The organism is Pedobacter sp. V48, assembly GCF_000523515.1.
In the GTDB taxonomy this organism is placed as follows: Bacteria; Bacteroidota; Bacteroidia; order Sphingobacteriales; family Sphingobacteriaceae; genus Pedobacter.
Genome location: NZ_AWRU01000019.1, coordinates 8,993 through 25,942 on the forward strand (window position 1 = coordinate 8,993; position 16,950 = coordinate 25,942).

The window sequence follows — 16,950 nt, forward strand, 5'->3', positions numbered from 1 at the left end:
GAAGAAGTTAAAGCCTTTGGCATCAAAGTAACTATTATAGAGCCAGGCGCTTATGCTACTGATTTTGGAAGTAAGGATTCATTGAAATTTGCAGAAGGAATGGAAATTTATACAGAATTTAAAACAGCTTTTTTTGAAAGCCTAAGCACTATGGAAAGGGGCGATCCGAATGCGACACCCGAGGCGCTATTCAAAATTGTAGATTCAGAAAATCCTCCGCTGCGGTTCTTCCTCGGCAGCCAATGTCTACCATTGGTGCGTAATACGTACAATGAGCGTTTAGCTGTCTGGGAAGAGTGGAAAGAAGTCTCTAACTCCGCACAGGGATTCTCAAAATAATGCAATCTAAAATAACATAGCTTGTTAAAACAGGAATGATAATCGATATTTAACCAACCATTGGTTATCATTTCAATTGGCGATGAAAAAGAAAGAAAACACTCCGCAGAAAATTGCTTCCTTAATAGATGCCCATCGTGCTTTTGGATTACCTAAGCCGAAACATCCTTTGGTGAGTTTGCTCAATGGTCCTCATTCGCAGATGGTAGTCAGACCTCTTCAAAACCATGCAATCGGTTTCTATAAAATATCATACAAACCCAGGCTTGGCGGGAGGTTAAAGTATGGACAGGGTTATTATGATTTTGATGAGGGTGGTTTATTGTTTGTTTCGCCCGGCCAGGTTATTGGCAGCGAAGATGATGACGATATTGTATGTTCTGCATATACTTTGCTGATCCATCCGGATTTCTTTTTAGGTTATCCACTGTCTAAGAACATAAAGCAGTACGGCTTTTTCTCTTATTCAACAAACGAGACCTTGCATCTTTCGGAAGAGGAAAAAGCAACAGTCATAGAGATTTTCAAAATGATTGAAAATGAGCTGAACAGCCGGATCGACGACTTTAGTCAGGATGTGGTGATTTCTCAGATTGAATTACTGCTAAACTATGCCAATCGTTTTCATAAACGCCAATTCATTACCAGAAAAGCAGTAAACAGCGATTTGTTACAACAATTAGAAAAAACATTAGACACTTATTTCGAGGATGAAAGATCTTTAAGCGAGGGTATCCCTACTGTTCAACATCTTGCAGAAACACTAAATCTGTCGCCCAGTTATTTAAGCGACATGCTACGTTCCCTTACCGGACAAAATGCACAGCAGCATATCCATCAAAAGCTCATCGAAAAAGCGAAGGAAAAACTATCTACCTCCAGTTTATCAGTAAGTGAAGTTGCCTATGCCTTAGGTTTTGAGCATCCACAATCGTTTAGTAAGTTATTCAAAATAAAAACCAACCTCTCGCCATTAGAATTTAGAAAGTCGTTTATATTATGAACATTCAGCTAACATCAAAAAATGCACTGGTTGGTGCAAGTACTCAGGGTATCGGACGTGCTATAGCAGAGGAACTGGCTAAGTGCGGGGCCAATGTAACCTTAGTGGCCCGTAATGAGGCTAAGCTAGTTGAGATCACTTCTCTTTTACCTATGGTACACGAAAAACAGGTGCATCAATATCTTGTCGCCGACTTTTCAGATTTTGAAAAATATCAAATAATCATTTCTGATTTTTTCAAGAACCATACGGTCGATATTTTGGTGAACAACACCAACGGTCCGAAAGCGGGCACGGCACTAAATCAAGACACCAATTCCTATCAGCAGGCCTTTGACCTCGTATTCAAAACAGTTTGTGAAACAACATCGCTGGCGTTACCACACATGATTAAACAAAAACATGGTCGTATTATAAATGTGTCTTCCATTTCTGTAATAGAACCTATAGATAATCTGGTGCTTTCAAATGCTATTCGATCTGCAACTGCATCCTGGGCCAAAACACTATCTAATGAAGTTGCAAAACACAATATTACGGTCAATAATATTCTGACAGGCTATTTCGATACCGAAAGGATAAATGATCTTATTGATAAGCAAGCAACCTCAAGTGGTCAAACGGTTTCTGAAATCAGGAAAGTAAGAGAAAATGAAGTTCCGATGAAAAGGCTTGGTAAACCTGAAGAATATGGTTATTTGGTGGCTTTTTTGGCATCTGAATATGCTTCATATCTCACAGGAACAAGCATACCTCTTGATGGTGGCCTTGCTAAGTCACATTAACAACCCTAATAAAAAACAACATTGAGAATTAATAACAAATAAAATGGATAACACAAGAGTATATAAAATGTCTTTTGCGAGCGTTTATCCGCATTACATTCAAAAAGCGGAGAAAAAAGGGCGTACAAAAGAGGAATTAGATGAGGTCATATTTTGGCTGACAGGATATAACAAGCAATCATTGCAACAACTCATCGACAACAAAACCAATTTTGAAACCTTTTTTGCTCAGGCACCACAAATAAATCCAAATGTTTCAAAAATCACGGGTGTAATTTGCGGTTATCGTGTGGAAGAAATCGAAGACCAACTCATGCAAAAGATACGTTATTTGGATAAGTTGGTTGATGAATTGGCAAAAGGAAAGGTTATGGAAAAGATTTTAAGGAAGTAGATTATCGACCCATCCTACTATTTCAAATGGACTAGCCATAGAGAAAGATCTCGCTGAGCGCGTGTATGCATTCCAAACCCACAGTCCCTTATTATCTGTTACAAAGTACTTATTTGAAGTATAATTCTTATAATAAGACTTTACCTGTCCGATTTCAACACCCTTATATTTTAAAGTGTGCTCCATGGAATTTTCTTTGATTTCTATTGAAAAGCCGTGCTGTAAGACGGTGCAAGAATACGGGGTAAATGTTCGATTTTCAAGGTTTAGTCGGTAATAAGCACCGTTTGTTGAAGTGTAGATCAATTGGTTTTTGCCATCAACATTAAATGGGCCTCTTCGATAGCTATTTGTCACGGAATCTACAATTCTTCGCGCTACAGCACAAGCTACGGTACTAAAGCAGGCGAATTTGCAGTTGCAAATTTTAGTACACGTGTTAAAGGCTACCGCTGGATTTCTATTGAGGCAGGCATGAACAACGCTTTTGATAAAAATTATGCAATTAGCGAAGGTTTTCCGGAAGCAGGCAGAAATTACTTTGTAAATTTAGTATTAAATAATCTTTAATATGAAACCCTATAAGTTAATATTCCTTACTTCCCTATTTATTGCCTCACTGGGGTCAAATAAGTTATTTGCTCAAACTGATACAAAGCAGGCCTCGGCAGTCATCGAAGGTGAGGTCAAAACCAAACTGGCATTAACCCCCGCTGATGTGGATAAACTACCTAAAACCACTATTACGCAGAACGACCGGGCAGAAAAAGAACATACCTATACCGGCGTTGAACTTAGCTTGGTACTTAAAAATGCAGGGGTAACTTTAGCAGAAGAATTAAAAGGTGAAAACCTCACCAAATATCTACTAATAGAAGCCAGCGATGGTTATCAGGTACTTTTTTCATTACCTGAAGTTGATCCTGCATTCTCTTCGCGTAAAATTATTCTGGCCAACAGAAAGGACGGCGCCTTATTATCAGCCGATGAGGGTCCGTTCCATATCATCATTGAGGGCGAAAAAAGGAAACCGAGAAACGCGAGACAGGTTATTTCAATAAAGGTTAAATTTGCCAATTAACGAAATGAAAAAGCTATTCCTATTTCTGCTTTTAGTATTGTCTTTAGCTACACATGCGCAACCGCTCAGGGTGGCAGTTGCTGCTAATGCACAATTTGTTATAAAAGCCCTACAGGCAGATTTTAGAGAGAGAACAGGAATTGAAATAGAGGTTATTACAGGTTCTTCTGGAAAACTAACTACTCAAATAAAGAACGGCGCTCCTTACGATGTTTTTCTTTCTGCTGATATGGATTTCCCAAATGCACTTTATAAGGAAGGTTTTGGAATTAACCCGCCTAAAGTATATGCCTTAGGCAGTTTAATTGTATGCAGCACTTCTGACCTTGAACTGAAAAACTGGCGAAACTTACTAACTACCAACAAAGTAAACAAGATGGCCGTTGCCAATCCTGTACTAGCTCCTTACGGAAAGGCGGCAGAACAGGCTTTGCGTCATTATGGATTATGGAACAAAATCAATTCTAAAATGGTATTAGGCGAAAGTATCTCGCAGGTGAACACCTACATTTCCACAGGAGTAGCTAGTTTAGGTTTTACAACGGAAGCACTGATATACGAAAGTCCTGATGCTGCAAAACTCAAATGGGTGAAGGTTGATCATAAAGTTTATGATGAAATAAAACAGGGAATGCTCATTCTGACTTACGCTAAAAAGCGCAATTACGATAAAGCGTTGAAGTTTTTCAATTACCTTCAATCGCCGGCAGCTAAACAGCTTTTTAAGAAGAATGGGTATAGAATTCCGTAAGTTTAAAAAGAATGGATTTAACACCTATATTCCTTAGCCTGAAACTTGCCTGTGTGACAACGTTAATCCTTTTTGTGATTGGCTTGCCTATCGCTTATTGGTTATCTGGCCGTAGTTCCATACCTAAGCTAATCATAGAGGCAATAATTACCATGCCATTGGTGTTGCCACCTTCTGTGCTTGGATTTTACTTATTATTGGCTTTTAGCCCTAAAAATGCTTTGGGAAAATGGCTGCAGGAACACTTTGATATACACCTGGTATTTTCATTTGAGGGCTTAATCCTAGCTTCGGTTATCTACAGCTTGCCCTTTATGGTGAGCCCCGTGAAATCGGCTTTCATACATTTACCAGTCTCGATTAAAGAGGTATCCTATACTATGGGTAAGTCAAAATTTGAAACCCTATGGCATGTATTGTTACCCAATATCAAATCCTCATTATTAACAGCGGCTGTCCTTACTTTTGCGCATACATTAGGAGAATTTGGAGTTGTTTTGATGATTGGTGGAAATATTCCAGGTGTAACCAAGGTCGCCTCGATTGCCATTTATGATTCGGTAGAAAGTATGGACTATGCCAATGCCAATTACTACTCGTTGATTCTGTTTTCAATCACCTTTGTAATAGTCCTGGCTGTTTTTATCTTAAATAGAAAATCTGCAAAAAGCCCGCTTGAATGATAGAAATTAATATAAAAAAAAGAGTTAGGACCTACAATGGCACTAATCTGATTGAGATAAAGGCTTCGTTTCATCTTCAGCATATTACCCAGATTATTGGCCCTTCGGGTTCCGGCAAAACAACGCTCTTAAAAGTTATTGCCGGCTTGGTTAAACCTGAAGAAGGAAAGATAACTGTGAACCAGAATGTGTGGCTTGATACCAAAGCCAAGGTGAATCTGGAACCTCAGAAACGTGGTGTAGGCTTTGTATTTCAGGATTATGCCTTGTTTCCCAATATGACCGTTATAGAACACCTTGAGTATGGTTCAAACGATGCTCATTATATTGACCGGTTAATAGCTATAGGCAGGCTTGATGCTTTTAAATCACATAAGCCCAAACATCTTTCAGGTGGGCAGCAGCAACGCCTGGCTATTTTAAGAGCTTTATCTACACAACCTGGTCTATTACTAATGGATGAGCCATTTTCAGCTTTAGATAATGTGCTTAAAAACGATGTAATGGCCGACCTGAAAGTTTTATTTGATGAGTTARAWCTTASCTNTCTGGTTGTAACCCACCATCCCCTGGAAACGGCAGGCTTCGCTGAGTATTGTTTTTCGCTCTAAAAAACCTTATTCATCTTCTTGCAGTTCACTCATTCGATCTTTGATCACCTCTGCATGTTCCATTCCCCACTGATCTATTTTGGAAAGAATGGGCAATAAGGTTTCTCCCAGGATGGTGAGTTTATATTCAGTTCTTTTAGGATAAACATCTTCAGCGCATTTTTCAACCATCCCGTAAAAAAGTAGTTCTGCTAATTGCATTTCGATAACACGTGTGGATGCCTCAGTGATGTATCTGGCAATTTCACTGGGCCTCGAAATCCCCCTGCTGATCGCATCCAGGATACAACATTTCCATTTACCACCTAATACTTTCATCGCTAAATAGATACCACAATCTGGATCTTCTTGTATTTTCCTTGTATACATGCTTTTATTATTGCTGGTTAAAATTACTCAATACATTCCAAAGCTCACAATAACCCCATACCGAATCTTTTATCGGTTATTGTTCACCTGATATCTTTCAGGGAACTTTGTGTTATCGTTTATCGTGATTAAATAAAATCAAAAAGGAATCGGAAATGCAAAAAAAACAAAATGTAAAGGCCCAATTTAAACTTAGCTGGATAGACATCCTGCCCTTACTAATATGGATAACTGTTTTTTTTATGACCTGGTTATTCATGCATGGGGCAGATCATTACCTGCAAATGACGCCAGAAGCATTAGGCAGATACTTCCCTCAACGGTGGTTCCTCATAGCCCATATTACAGCTGGTGGTGGAGCATTAATTTCCGGTATTATTCAATTCTGGCCTAAATTACGCACCTATAGCTGGAAAATACACCGTGTGATTGGTTATTTGTACCTGTTATCGATCCTGGTAAGCAGTATCAGCGCCCTTGTGCTTGCTTCAACAACGGCACATGCAGTGAATTGGGCTTACGCATTCACTTTGCAGATCTGGGCCAGTGTTTGGATCAGTACTACTTTTATTGCGTTCTATACTGCTATGAAGAAACAATTTAAACTTCACAAAGAATGGATGATCAGAAGTTACCTGGTCACAGTAGCCTTCCTGATCTCAGGTTTTATCTACAAAATTCCATTAGTACAGCAATTGGGCAGTTTTGAAGAAGTTACAGTTCCTCTTTTTTGGATGGGTTGGGCAGTGCCGCTTTATACTTATGAAGTAATCCGCAGCACCTATTCCAGTAATAAACTTAAACATTGAACTGCCTTAAGTGATGATCTGAATGCTTATAAACAAATATGCCAATCTGCTCTCTTGTCATTTTTCCAAAGAAATCATGAATGAACCCATCGTTTGAAAAGTTTTCGAAATCAGCTAATAGGTTCATCAGGGTTTTCTTTTGAGCTTCCAGATCACATTCTTTTTGTTTTATGGTGAATGCTTTTCCTGCTGGCATATTTTTACCGATTGGCTTATCGTTTTTAGTATTGCTTTTGAGTGCCATTTTACCGAAGATTTTACCCAAAAATTCTTGCCCGTTAACGGGATTGGTGATTCCTAAAACCCATTCGTTCCATTTTGTACAATGCATAGTCATTTGATAAACGTTCATCTTACCCCAAAGTGGCTTGCTGTTTTCATCGAGTGCATTCACCCTTGCCGTCAGTTCATCTATTGTTGACTTGTCAAATATTGTTTTCATTGTCAAAATTGTTTATAGGTTGCAATGAAAAATAATTACCAGAATCATCTTTAAATAAAGCATCTGTTCCGTAAAACTCCTTGGTTGGCGGTTTTATAAATTCAACGCCCTTGGCTTTAAGTTCCTCGTAAGTAGCATGAATATCTTTACAGGTTAAAACCCCACAGCCAAATATCCCTTTTTTGATAAGGTCTATTAGGTTTTCCGCTATTTCTTTAGGAAACATTTTACTCACCGTAACCGGAAACAAAACAAGTTGCAAGTCGGGTTGTTCGGGAGGTGAAACGGTAAGCCAGCGGGTTCCAGGCCCCATTGGGAAATCGTCAACCAGTTTGAATCCTAATTTGTTTACATAGAAGTCATAGGCACTATCCTGGTCTATAACGTGAATGTTTGTAATGGTCATTTTTGTGATCATAGCTATTTACTTTAGATGTTAAACTCACTACAAACTTGAGCAATAAATCAAATATCAGTTTCTTCAAAATTGCTATTTTCGAGCCAACCATGTTGGTAGGCATAACAGCCTGGCACAAAGGCAAGAGGTGTTAAACTGATCTTCTTTTGGATTTCCTGATAATGTTTCAGGAAAGCTGACGGAGATTTGCCAACTACCTTTGAAAATAGTCCGCTGAATGATGAAAGGCTGTCGAAACCCACTAAAAAACAAGCCTCAGAAACAGGAATATCACTTTTGAGCAGCTCCTTTGCCTTTTCAATTCTCACGTATTTTAAATACTGATGGGGCGTTTTTCCGTAAGCAGATTTGAACAGTCGAATAAAATGAAACTTCGAAAAATAAGCCTCGTTAGAAATATTATTGAGGTCTATTTTGTCGGCATAGTTGTTATCGATGAATAGTTTTGCCTGAACTATTCTTCTATATAAATAAACCTTCGGATATTGCTCGGTTGTCATTTGATTTTATTTCTGCTCCATTCGCTCCAGCTCCCCACATACAATTTCGGGATTTCTAAACCGGCATAATCTATTGCCAAAAGCGTATGACAAGCTGTTACGCCAGAACCACAATGCACAATCACATTTTCAGTTTTATAATCGGCTAACGCTTTTGAATATTTCTCCTTTAGTATTTCAGGAGCTAAAAAAGCTCCGTTAGCATCCAGATTTTCAGTAAAAGGAATATTTATTGCGCCAGGAATATGGCCTGCAATTAAATCAATTGGTTCAGTTAACCCTGCATAACGATTAGCGTCGCGAACATCAATAACCACATGATGACCACTATTGCCAGCAACTTCAACTTCATTTATATCTGCTAATGGTAACTGCCATTCATTAATTTGGTATGGTTCAGCCGTTTTGGAAGTTGGAACCTCTGAACTTACTGCAAACCCAGCTTTAATAGCAGCATCGTAACCGCCATTTAAAACCTGAACCTTTTGATGTCCTATTGACTTTAACATCCACCAGAATCTGGCAGCAGCATTAGAGCCATTCTTATCGTCGTAAACAATTACATGGCTATCTTTTGTAACCCCATACTTTGTTAAAACTTCAGAAAAATGCTCAAACGTGGGTAAAGGGTGCCTGCCTCCAACAGCAAAATCCTTAATATCGGCCAGATCTGTATTTAAATCAAGATAAAAGGCACTATCTAAGTGCTGTTCATCATATCTGGCTTTCGATCCGGCACTAACATCAAATAAAATAAAATCGCTTTTACCTAGTAAAATCAATTCCCGCGGCTGTATTATAGAAGAAAATTTCATGGCATTTAAAAACCATGAATATATGAAAACTATCCCAACATTACCCTTGGAAAAGTAATTGTAAAGGTTGAACCCTGCTTAACTATGGATGTAACCTGAATATCAATATTATGATATACTGCAATACTTTTAACTATTGAAAGTCCAAGCCCATAACCCACGTTTTCAGATAAATTGGCTTTTCTAAACCGATCGAAAATAAAGTCGATATCTTCACTGGCAATGCCAATACCAGTATCTTTAATGAAAACCTGATAGTCGCCCTGCTTGTTAACAGCATCAGTAACTGTTACGCTCCCCCCCTCAATATTGTATTTAATTGCATTATTTATCAGGTTGTAAAACAATTGAAAAAGAAGATCATGATTCACATTTTTTAGGGTAACCTTATCTTTAATATCAATGATAAAAGTAAGGTCTTTATCTTCTAACCTGTGACTAATCTCTTCTTTTATGTCTTCCAGTAAATCAACAAGTTTTACAGATGCCAATTTTACAAACTGATCGTTCTCAATTCTGGAAATGAACAGCAATGAAGAAGAGATTTTCTTCAACCGGTCCAGCGTTTTCATCATTCCCACAATGCGCATTGCCACATCTTCGGTGATCTGGTCATCAGCAAGCAGATTTTCCATCTTGTTTTGGAGGATGCTTATCGGTGTCATTAGCTCATGCGAAGCATTCGCTGTAAACTCTCGCTCTTTTTCAAAGTCAACATTGATCTGATCCATCAAACTTATGAGCGACTCATCTAAATATTTAAAATCCTGGGTGGTGGTTTTTACAGGCTCACTTTGATCTTTAAAAGGAAATTTTCGGTTTAGCAGTTTGCTTTCTATGATTTTGCCAAGCGGCCTTATCAATACCCGGGTAAAAATAAGGTCTATTACAATAGTTAACGCGATTAGCCCCATCAGAACATATAAGGCTATGCGCTGCAAAGGCTTGTTATATTGATTGATACTACCTACAGTTTTTCCTATCTCCAGCAGGTAGTTTTTGTCTTTGGCTTTAAAAGTATGGTTAAGTACGCGGTAACTCAATGTATCCCCCTCTACAATACGTTCTACTGTTTTTATGGTGTCAATAAGTAGCTCCGGTGCAGCAGGCTCAATGGCAACGTATTCCTCCTTAAGCATAGTATAACTTCCATAGCTGTCATCACCCTGCAGGTAATAGTCTATACCAGCTTTATGCACTTTATCTAACGCCTTCCTCTGCTGATCTCTTAATGAATAATTGGTATATTCTGAAGCAATACTTGCTACCAAAAAAGGCATAGAAAGTATAAACAACAGAACTATTGCAAGTTTAGATCCGGTAATGAAGTAAATGAGCTTTGCAGATAGTTTCACGTTTATTTCTTTATTCTATAGCCCACACCGCGTACTGTCTCGAGCCACTCAGTAGGGGCCCATAAATTTAATTTTTTTCTGATGTTTTTTATGTGTGCATCAATGTAGTTCGAGTCATAGTCATCATCGGCAAAAGTACCCCAGATGTGTTCACTTAGCTGCATTCTTGTTAAAACACGGTTTTTGTGCAGAAACAGATAGCTTAACAAATCGTATTCCTTACGCGACAGTTCAATTTGTTCTTCTTTGTATTGAACAAGGCGCTTTTGAAGATCAATGCTAAATTCTCCAAGCGGGACAGCTTCTTCCTTAACATTAAACTTACGACGGGCAATTGCCTGCATTCTTGATTGGAGTTCCAGCAACGAAAAAGGTTTGGCAAGGTAATCATCAGCCCCAAGATCTAATCCTGTTATCCTATCCTCCAAATTGCCCCGGGCAGTTAAAATAATATATGCAGCTTCTGGATTGTGTTTTTTTGCTTTTGGCAGCAGTGATAGTCCATCGCCATCTGGCAAACCAAGATCAAGCAGAATAAAGTCGTAACTATTTATTTCAATTTTTTCTAATCCTTGTGCTACGGTATGTGCCAGGTCGCACAAGTAAAATGCCTTCTTTAAAAAGGTTTCCATTTCGTAGGCAAGTGTTTTTTCATCTTCAACTATGAGTACCTTCATTTATGCAATTAAAATTGATAATAAAAACCAAGACTAATAAAAGATTGCTGCCTTTTAGCTTCAGTAATGGCATTTGCACCTAAAATAGAAAACTGATAGCTAACCTCAGCCATGTAACTAGCTCTACTATAACTCAATGGTATTTTAAAATTGTACGACAAAAGTTCAAAATTTGTTGCCGGCAAAGTAGTGGTTATTGTAGTATTGCCATTTCCGTTCCCATTACCGTTGCTGTTGCCATTACCTTTGTTCTTTTTGTTCTTCTGTTCTGTATACGTTTTTAGAAAGTGTTGTGTACCCGCCACTATTTCTATGGAAGGTTCTATGGATAAGAGAKCTWMCTTATTAAATAGCGTACCTAGTTCTATTAGTTTTGAATTTGTTAAGCCTGCAAACACATCACTTTCTTGTCCAAAAGCATAATCAACAGATAAAGAACTCTTAAACCATGGCCAATGATAATCGGCTGTTACATTCAGATTATTCTCATTAGATGCTTGTAATAATGGAGAACTTTTTGGGTAGAATGATCGGCTATAACCTATTCCGGCTGTAAATCTTTCGTTAAAATCATGATCATAACCAACTCCTAAATCTGTTTCGGAAACGCCTGATCCAACATTTAAAAGTTTATATGTACCCGCAGAAAAGTATAGTCCAACAGGCAATCTTACCGTTGCATTTGCCAGCACATAAGGCAGCTGTTCGGCCGTTGTTTGTCCATAATAACTAACATTATTGCTATATAAAGCGGCTAGAGTCACTGTAGTTTTCTTTGTTTCGGTAGAGTCGGTATCTTTTTGAGCCTTAACTTTTATACTTAGCAAGCAAATCATTACACTAAGGGATAGTAATCTCATACAGGCTAGTGCTTTTTAATTTTGGGGCGGTTTACTTTGATGGGTTTAACATCTGGCCTCCCCTTGGGCTTAACAACCTCAGGTTTTGGTTGTTTTCTTGATTTTGGCACTTCCTTAACCTCTTGTCTTTGCCTGTCTCCTTTGGAACGATCTGCCGGTTCAGATTTACCTTTCTTTTTCTGATAATAAGATTTCAGAGATGAGGTTCCCAAAGTATTTGATAATGCGGGCGAGACAAGTAAACAGATGGCTACTGTTACAGTTAATAAGCGTCTGACCATTGTTTGTAAATATATTGAAATGCTCATCATGTAAATATAAAGAAAGTTTACCTCTTTCGAGGCAAACTTTCAACCCCTCCTAAAACATATTCATGTTCATCTGCGCCACTCAATATCTATAACAAAGGTTGTTAGCTAACATGAAATTCAGATGAAATTTGAAAAGAATTAAATTATTTTTTGAATTTCATGTTGTTTTCATGTTCAGAATTGAGCTTTGAGTTATTAATTGAAGAATTTAAAACTCTACTACTATGAAAAACAAAACAATCTACGCAACCCTGATGGTATTGGTTATTGCAATAGCATCATTTATAGGTTGTAAAAAAGACAGTCAGGCTTCTGGCACTACTAAGGTAGAAATCAGGATGACTGATGCTCCGGGAGATTTTGACGCTATCAATTTAAATGTAAAACAGGTAATTCTGCTTTCGGGTGGTAAACCTTACACCTTTGATGTAGATCATGGAATATTCAATATCCTTGATTTCCGCATTGGAACCAGTAAACCAGATATTTTAGTTGCCTCTGGCGAGATGCCATCAGGTGAAATCACTGAGATCAGACTTGTACTTTATGATAATAACACCATCGTCGTTGATGGTCAGGTACAGGATTTAAAAACGCCTAGTGCACAAAGCTCTGGATGGAAAGTAAAACTTACAGAAAATCCTGAATTGGTACCAGGGGTTACTTATTCTCTGCTTCTTGACTTTGATGCTGCTAAATCTATTGTTGAAACAGGAAATGGAAAATATATACTTAAACCTGTTGTCAGAGGTGTTACCGTTGCAACATCTGGTTTAATTTCTGGAGTAGTATTACCATTAACAGGTCACCCTGAAGTTTTGGTTATTGCCGGAACTGATACCGTTGGAACGGTAACAGATGCTACAGGGATGTTTACTGTTGGAGGCTTAGCCACAGGAAACTATACTGTAAAAATATTACCTGTTGAAGGTTTTGCAGAAACTACTATTCCTAATGTTGCTGTCACAGCTGGTCAGAATWYSWRTMTWGGNASNGTWANCNTKYACAATAATTATTATTACCATTTTTTAACACACACTTAAAACATTTGGTTATGAAAAAGCTACTATTTTTAACATTACTTGGGGCAATCGGGTTTTTGCCTAACAAATCAAAGGCTCAGGTTAGCCTTAGCGTAAACATCGGTTCTCAGCCTGCCTGGGGGCCATCTGGTTATGATCATGCCGATTATTATTATATGCCAGATATTGAAAGTTACTATTATGTTCCTACCAGACAGTTTATTTACTTAAGCAATGGGAACTGGACTTTCTCTGCAGGTTTACCTCCAAGATACAGAGACTATGATTTATACCATGGATATAAGGTGGTTATTAATTCACCTGAGCCATATCGATATTATAGAGACCACAGGGTAAGATATGCCAGATACAGATCATATCATTCTCAACCGGTTCGTTACAGCCGTCAGGTACGTTATGTAGATAGAGGTTATGACAGACACGATTCTTACAAGTATAAAAAATACAAAGGCAATGACAGAGGCTGGAAAGGTGATCGTGGAAGAGGACACGGAAACGGTCATGGACACGGAAAACATTAGAGTTCCATTTTTTAGTTAAAAGGCTTTAAACCGGATGGTTCAGAGCCTTTTTTGTTTCAACATGCTAATTCGGCTGATTATTGTGCTAAGTACACAGAGTAAAAAACCCTCAATTATTGCTCAATTGCATGTGTACTATTAACAATAAGCACCAGCAATATTAAAAAATGAGCAGCAACAAAAACATATTAAATGCATTCTATCTTATTCTGATAAGCTCTTGTTTGTTTATCTACCCCATTATTATTTCTTTTAAAAATGACCATGCTTTTTGGAAGTCAAAATTTCTTACCATAAACAAAGATGGCAGCATTACTTATATCCCTGATGAAAAAGGAAATACCATCCCCGATTTCAGTAATGTTGGCTATCATCATGGATTAATAGAAATACCCAATATAAGAATAGTTAAAACGCTTAATCCTGTTCAAGGTGATGCTGGCAAAATAATTCAACAGGTGATAGATGAAGTCGCGGCTCTAGCTCCTGATAAAGACGGATACCGAGGCGCCATCTTACTAAAAAAGGGCACCTACTCTATTGCCGGGACTATTTCTATACAAACAAGTGGCATCGTTTTACGTGGAGAGGGAGATGCTACAAAGCTTATTGCAGCCGGAAAAGGTCAAAGATCTTTAATTAAAGTAGGTGGAAAAGGAAAGGTTACAGAAGTAAAAAACAGCAGGACAAAAATTGTAGACGATTATGTACCTACAGGTGCAAAGTCTTTCGATATAGTATCATCAGAAGGCTTAAAAAAGGGCGACCGTATAATAGTTTTCAGGCCGGGAACCGAAGCATGGATTCATGATTTAAAGATGGATCAGATTATTGCCAGAGATGGCACGAAACAATGGACAGCACAAGAATACAACCTTAGTTATGAGCGACAAATAACAGCCATTGACGGAAATAAGATTTCTGTGGACAACCCGATTGTGATGTCTATGGATAAAAAATACGGTGGTGGTGAAATATTCAAATATCAATACGCAGGCAGATTAGCCGAAAACGGTATAGAAAACATACGTTTTGAATCGGAATTTGTGGGTGATACTGATGAAGACCATGCCTGGGTTGCAGTTGAATTTGATCATATTGAAAATGGATGGGTAAGGAATGTGAGTTCTTATTATTTTGGCAACTCTTGTGTAAGCCTTAGATCAGGCGCTAAAAACATAACTGTAACCAATTCTAAGTGCTTTGATGCAAAATCCATCATTACAGGTGGCAGAAGGTATTCTTTTAATAATGAAGGTCAACAAAACCTTTTCCAGAATCTGGAAACTACTGAAGGGCGCCATGATTATGTAACGGGAGCTCGCGTTAACGGACCTAACGTTTTTTACAACTGCAAATCCAGAAAAACACATGCTGATATTGGACCTCACCATAGGTGGGCTACAGGAACGTTATACGACAACATAGATACCGATGGAGAAATTAACGTACAAGATCGTGGCAATTGGGGCAGCGGACATGGTTGGTCGGGTGTAACTCAAGTATTATGGAACTGCCAGGTATCAGGCGCAGCCGTACAAAACCCATGGGTTTCAGGAAAGAACTACGCAATAGGTGTACGAGGCAAAAAGTTAAAAGGTCGCTTAGAAGGTAAAGAAAGCGGAGAATGGGAAGGCTTAAACCAATCCGGTTTAGAGCCTTCTTCTTTGTTTAAAGCACAGTTAAAAGCAAGAAGTGTAAACTAAGAATTAAACAAGTTAAATTGTACTATACTAGTACACCCTGCTTTCCTAAAAAATCACCTTCTTAGAGGAGACCTAGGAACTTTTGCCCTTTTAGCGAAGCGGGCAAAAGGTTCCAGACTCCGAAAAGAACGGTTATTTTTGCCTTTACTCTATTTTAAATACTTTGGTCATACCTTTTATCCAAGATGGGCCAATAACTTCTGTTTTCCAGAAAGGTTCATGCGCTAGTTCATCAGGCTTTAAGTATAATCCATTTTGATCCTTTTTTAGCTTAATGTCTTTAACTGTAAAGCCACTTGGAAGCTTACCAAAAGTACCATTACCAGCAATCAGGTTGTCTTTAAATTCAATTTCCACCTTATCATCGTTCCATTTTAGCGGTTCATGATCGGTTACAATAACATTTTTGGAGAAGATGGTATTTAACGGCGGCAAGTATCTGCCTGGATTATAACCAGCACTTATAGAAAAAGGCTCAACAGAATTAATGATCAGGTTGTTAATAATACTTGCGTTTTTAACCTGCCAATGGCTTTTAAGTTCTGGATTTGGTAATCCCGCCATAATAGAAATTGCTGCGCTAACACTTTTACCGGTAATACCCTGCAGGTAATTGTCATGCACGTTATGTCCTTCCGCAATTATCCTTATTCCGCCTGTACCTGGTTTATTGTTGCCTATAAAGTAGTTTCCATATACTTCTGAGTTATTGCCGTGACGCAAGGTAAGTGTTGCTTTACACTCGTAAAACAGGTTGTTGCGGATAATATTTTTGCAAGATTTTATAGATACAGCTTCCAATTCTCCATCACAATGTTCAAATATGTTGTTTTCAATAGTAGTTTTTGAATCATGAAGCGACCGGGTGCTATTTCCTATCCTTAAAGTCTCCCCGCCATTGCCTCCCAATTCAGGTCGTTCCCCAAAATAGTTGTGGTCTATTCTGTGATAATTAGGCTTGTCCGACAGCCATACCGTAAGGGTAACGCCCTGATGGCTTTTACCTTTGATAAAGCAGTGATCTACCCTGTTGTTAAAACCATTCATAGATATCCATCGGTAATCAGCTGTTTTATCGGGGTTGTTATACTCAACAATAGCAGTCTTTGTTAACCTGCACCAGATTGATTTGGTCGAGAATAATACTACATCACCCTTGTCAATGTATCCATTGGCAAAAGAAAGACCATCAACAACCAGCCATGTACCATCAATTTTAAGAGTAGAATTTCCACTTAACACAATGCCGCCTGGTTTTGCGCTGATAAGTGTAATAGGCTTATTTTTTGTGCCCGTTCCTTTAAATACCAGTTGCTGATCTTTCCATTCCCCCGCTTGCATAATTACCTTATCGCCTGGCTTTAAATTCAACACTGCCAGATCTTTGGCCGATTTTATTTGGTATTCTTTTGCGATTAAAGAGGGGTTAATCCCCAAAAAAAGAATCAGTCCTAAAATTATGGTTTTCTTCATCGCA

General features: G+C 38.3%; 23 protein-coding genes and 1 pseudogene. 13 read left to right on the plus strand and 11 right to left on the minus strand.

Translation table 11 applies throughout. The annotated features are described in order from the left end of the window. The 4 genes and pseudogenes from N824_RS34365 to N824_RS16370 all read left to right on the plus strand — a co-directional run. Window positions 1-339: pseudogene (locus N824_RS34365) on the plus strand (short-chain dehydrogenase/reductase); the annotation flags it as partial. Window positions 340-421: 82 nt separating this feature from the next. Then, a complete protein-coding gene (locus tag N824_RS16360; protein WP_048906236.1) occupies window positions 422-1,342 on the plus strand; it encodes an AraC family transcriptional regulator in 921 nt (306 codons plus the stop codon). Continuing rightward, a complete protein-coding gene (locus N824_RS16365) occupies window positions 1,339-2,127 on the plus strand; it encodes an SDR family oxidoreductase (RefSeq protein ID WP_048906237.1) in 789 nt (262 codons plus the stop codon). The genes N824_RS16360 and N824_RS16365 overlap by 4 nt, the downstream gene beginning before the upstream one ends. A gap of 43 nt (window positions 2,128-2,170) precedes the next feature. Beyond that, entirely contained in the window at window positions 2,171-2,521 is a 351-nt protein-coding gene (locus tag N824_RS16370; RefSeq protein WP_048906238.1) for a DUF2200 domain-containing protein, read from the plus strand. On the opposite strand, the gene N824_RS16375 is transcribed toward N824_RS16370, so the two are convergent. Further along, window positions 2,510-2,707 carry a hypothetical protein gene (locus N824_RS16375; protein ID WP_048906239.1) on the minus strand — a complete coding sequence of 66 codons (198 nt, stop codon included), beginning with the start codon at window positions 2,705-2,707 and terminating at the stop codon, window positions 2,510-2,512. The two genes, N824_RS16370 and N824_RS16375, sit on opposite strands and share 12 nt — an antisense overlap. A gap of 120 nt (window positions 2,708-2,827) precedes the next feature. Between N824_RS16375 and N824_RS16380 the strand changes: the two genes are divergently transcribed. From N824_RS16380 to N824_RS16400, 5 genes are read left to right on the plus strand one after another with little or no spacing between them, the layout of a single operon-like run. Then, entirely contained in the window at window positions 2,828-3,091 is a 264-nt protein-coding gene (locus N824_RS16380) for a TonB-dependent receptor (RefSeq protein WP_048906240.1), read from the plus strand. 1 nt (window position 3,092) lies between these two features. Then, window positions 3,093-3,602 (plus strand): molybdopterin-binding protein, encoded by a 510-nt coding sequence (locus N824_RS16385; RefSeq protein WP_048906241.1) that lies wholly within the window; start codon window positions 3,093-3,095, stop codon window positions 3,600-3,602. 4 nt (window positions 3,603-3,606) lie between these two features. Then, window positions 3,607-4,353: a molybdate ABC transporter substrate-binding protein gene (modA, locus tag N824_RS16390; protein ID WP_048906242.1), complete on the plus strand. Its 747-nt coding sequence runs from the start codon at window positions 3,607-3,609 to the stop codon at window positions 4,351-4,353. Between the two features lie 11 nt (window positions 4,354-4,364). After that, window positions 4,365-5,036 (plus strand): molybdate ABC transporter permease subunit, encoded by a 672-nt coding sequence (gene modB, locus N824_RS16395; RefSeq protein ID WP_048906243.1) that lies wholly within the window; start codon window positions 4,365-4,367, stop codon window positions 5,034-5,036. Further along, window positions 5,033-5,647 carry an ATP-binding cassette domain-containing protein gene (locus N824_RS16400; protein WP_048906244.1) on the plus strand — a complete coding sequence of 205 codons (615 nt, stop codon included), beginning with the start codon at window positions 5,033-5,035 and terminating at the stop codon, window positions 5,645-5,647. The genes modB and N824_RS16400 overlap by 4 nt, the downstream gene beginning before the upstream one ends. 6 nt (window positions 5,648-5,653) lie before the next feature. On the opposite strand, the gene N824_RS16405 is transcribed toward N824_RS16400, so the two are convergent. After that, window positions 5,654-6,016, minus strand: coding sequence for a helix-turn-helix domain-containing protein (locus N824_RS16405; protein ID WP_048906245.1), 363 nt, complete (start codon window positions 6,014-6,016; stop codon window positions 5,654-5,656). Window positions 6,017-6,171: 155 nt separating this feature from the next. Here N824_RS16405 and N824_RS16410 point away from each other — a divergent pair, with 155 nt between their 5' ends. Continuing rightward, window positions 6,172-6,825, plus strand: a complete 654-nt coding sequence (locus tag N824_RS16410) for a DUF2306 domain-containing protein (protein ID WP_048906246.1) — start codon at window positions 6,172-6,174, stop codon at window positions 6,823-6,825. Here the strand turns inward: N824_RS16410 and N824_RS16415 are convergent. Genes N824_RS16415 through N824_RS16450 form a run of 8 tightly spaced genes read right to left on the minus strand, consistent with a single transcriptional unit; the run spans window position 6,815 to window position 12,173 of the window. Next, a complete protein-coding gene (locus N824_RS16415; RefSeq protein WP_048906247.1) occupies window positions 6,815-7,267 on the minus strand; it encodes a DUF1569 domain-containing protein in 453 nt (150 codons plus the stop codon). The two genes, N824_RS16410 and N824_RS16415, sit on opposite strands and share 11 nt — an antisense overlap. Continuing rightward, window positions 7,251-7,685: a VOC family protein gene (locus tag N824_RS16420; RefSeq protein ID WP_048906248.1), complete on the minus strand. Its 435-nt coding sequence runs from the start codon at window positions 7,683-7,685 to the stop codon at window positions 7,251-7,253. The genes N824_RS16415 and N824_RS16420 overlap by 17 nt, the downstream gene beginning before the upstream one ends. Window positions 7,686-7,732: 47 nt before the next feature. Next, entirely contained in the window at window positions 7,733-8,185 is a 453-nt protein-coding gene (locus N824_RS16425; protein ID WP_048906249.1) for an AraC family transcriptional regulator, read from the minus strand. Continuing rightward, a complete protein-coding gene (locus N824_RS16430; RefSeq protein ID WP_048906250.1) occupies window positions 8,182-9,000 on the minus strand; it encodes a sulfurtransferase in 819 nt (272 codons plus the stop codon). Before N824_RS16430 ends, N824_RS16425 begins: the two co-directional genes overlap by 4 nt. Window positions 9,001-9,029: 29 nt before the next feature. Then, complete coding sequence (locus tag N824_RS16435) at window positions 9,030-10,355, minus strand: cell wall metabolism sensor histidine kinase WalK (RefSeq protein WP_048906251.1); 1,326 nt, start codon at window positions 10,353-10,355, stop codon at window positions 9,030-9,032. Window positions 10,356-10,357: 2 nt separating this feature from the next. Then, window positions 10,358-11,032, minus strand: a complete 675-nt coding sequence (locus tag N824_RS16440) for a response regulator transcription factor (RefSeq protein WP_048906252.1) — start codon at window positions 11,030-11,032, stop codon at window positions 10,358-10,360. 8 nt (window positions 11,033-11,040) lie between these two features. Continuing rightward, entirely contained in the window at window positions 11,041-11,892 is an 852-nt protein-coding gene (locus N824_RS16445) for a hypothetical protein (RefSeq protein WP_048906253.1), read from the minus strand. 5 nt (window positions 11,893-11,897) lie between these two features. Then, the gene (locus N824_RS16450; protein WP_152542338.1) at window positions 11,898-12,173 is read right to left on the minus strand and encodes a hypothetical protein; all 276 of its coding nucleotides are present in this window, start codon (window positions 12,171-12,173) and stop codon (window positions 11,898-11,900) included. A 254-nt stretch (window positions 12,174-12,427) separates the two neighbouring features. Between N824_RS16450 and N824_RS16455 the strand changes: the two genes are divergently transcribed. The 3 genes from N824_RS16455 (at window position 12,428) to N824_RS16465 (ending at window position 15,473) form a co-directional block, all read left to right on the plus strand. Beyond that, the gene (locus N824_RS16455; protein ID WP_048906255.1) at window positions 12,428-13,246 is read left to right on the plus strand and encodes a DUF4382 domain-containing protein; all 819 of its coding nucleotides are present in this window, start codon (window positions 12,428-12,430) and stop codon (window positions 13,244-13,246) included. An 11-nt stretch (window positions 13,247-13,257) separates the two neighbouring features. Then, window positions 13,258-13,767, plus strand: a complete 510-nt coding sequence (locus N824_RS16460; RefSeq protein WP_048906256.1) for a hypothetical protein — start codon at window positions 13,258-13,260, stop codon at window positions 13,765-13,767. 167 nt (window positions 13,768-13,934) lie between these two features. Next, window positions 13,935-15,473: a hypothetical protein gene (locus tag N824_RS16465; protein WP_052334167.1), complete on the plus strand. Its 1,539-nt coding sequence runs from the start codon at window positions 13,935-13,937 to the stop codon at window positions 15,471-15,473. A gap of 144 nt (window positions 15,474-15,617) precedes the next feature. Here the strand turns inward: N824_RS16465 and N824_RS16470 are convergent, their stop codons facing one another. Beyond that, window positions 15,618-16,946: a polysaccharide lyase 6 family protein gene (locus N824_RS16470; protein WP_048906257.1), complete on the minus strand. Its 1,329-nt coding sequence runs from the start codon at window positions 16,944-16,946 to the stop codon at window positions 15,618-15,620. Between the last annotated feature and the right edge of the window lie 4 nt (window positions 16,947-16,950).

What these genes read in the sequence shown, in the direction of transcription:
- N824_RS16360 (WP_048906236.1), top strand. Translation starts at nt 422, where the DNA reads ATGAAAAAGAAAGAAAACACTCCGCAGAAAATTGCTTCCTTAATAGAT.
- N824_RS16365 (WP_048906237.1), top strand. Translation starts at nt 1,339, where the DNA reads ATGAACATTCAGCTAACATCAAAAAATGCACTGGTTGGTGCAAGTACT.
- N824_RS16370 (WP_048906238.1), top strand. Translation starts at nt 2,171, where the DNA reads ATGGATAACACAAGAGTATATAAAATGTCTTTTGCGAGCGTTTATCCG.
- N824_RS16375 (WP_048906239.1), bottom strand. Translation starts at nt 2,707, where the DNA reads ATGGAGCACACTTTAAAATATAAGGGTGTTGAAATCGGACAGGTAAAG.
- N824_RS16385 (WP_048906241.1), top strand. Translation starts at nt 3,093, where the DNA reads ATGAAACCCTATAAGTTAATATTCCTTACTTCCCTATTTATTGCCTCA.
- modA (WP_048906242.1), top strand. Translation starts at nt 3,607, where the DNA reads ATGAAAAAGCTATTCCTATTTCTGCTTTTAGTATTGTCTTTAGCTACA.
- modB (WP_048906243.1), top strand. Translation starts at nt 4,365, where the DNA reads ATGGATTTAACACCTATATTCCTTAGCCTGAAACTTGCCTGTGTGACA.
- N824_RS16405 (WP_048906245.1), bottom strand. Translation starts at nt 6,016, where the DNA reads ATGTATACAAGGAAAATACAAGAAGATCCAGATTGTGGTATCTATTTA.
- N824_RS16410 (WP_048906246.1), top strand. Translation starts at nt 6,172, where the DNA reads ATGCAAAAAAAACAAAATGTAAAGGCCCAATTTAAACTTAGCTGGATA.
- N824_RS16415 (WP_048906247.1), bottom strand. Translation starts at nt 7,267, where the DNA reads ATGAAAACAATATTTGACAAGTCAACAATAGATGAACTGACGGCAAGG.
- N824_RS16420 (WP_048906248.1), bottom strand. Translation starts at nt 7,685, where the DNA reads ATGATCACAAAAATGACCATTACAAACATTCACGTTATAGACCAGGAT.
- N824_RS16425 (WP_048906249.1), bottom strand. Translation starts at nt 8,185, where the DNA reads ATGACAACCGAGCAATATCCGAAGGTTTATTTATATAGAAGAATAGTT.
- N824_RS16430 (WP_048906250.1), bottom strand. Translation starts at nt 9,000, where the DNA reads ATGAAATTTTCTTCTATAATACAGCCGCGGGAATTGATTTTACTAGGT.
- N824_RS16440 (WP_048906252.1), bottom strand. Translation starts at nt 11,032, where the DNA reads ATGAAGGTACTCATAGTTGAAGATGAAAAAACACTTGCCTACGAAATG.
- N824_RS16450 (WP_152542338.1), bottom strand. Translation starts at nt 12,173, where the DNA reads ATGGTCAGACGCTTATTAACTGTAACAGTAGCCATCTGTTTACTTGTC.
- N824_RS16460 (WP_048906256.1), top strand. Translation starts at nt 13,258, where the DNA reads ATGAAAAAGCTACTATTTTTAACATTACTTGGGGCAATCGGGTTTTTG.
- N824_RS16465 (WP_052334167.1), top strand. Translation starts at nt 13,935, where the DNA reads ATGAGCAGCAACAAAAACATATTAAATGCATTCTATCTTATTCTGATA.
- N824_RS16470 (WP_048906257.1), bottom strand. Translation starts at nt 16,946, where the DNA reads ATGAAGAAAACCATAATTTTAGGACTGATTCTTTTTTTGGGGATTAAC.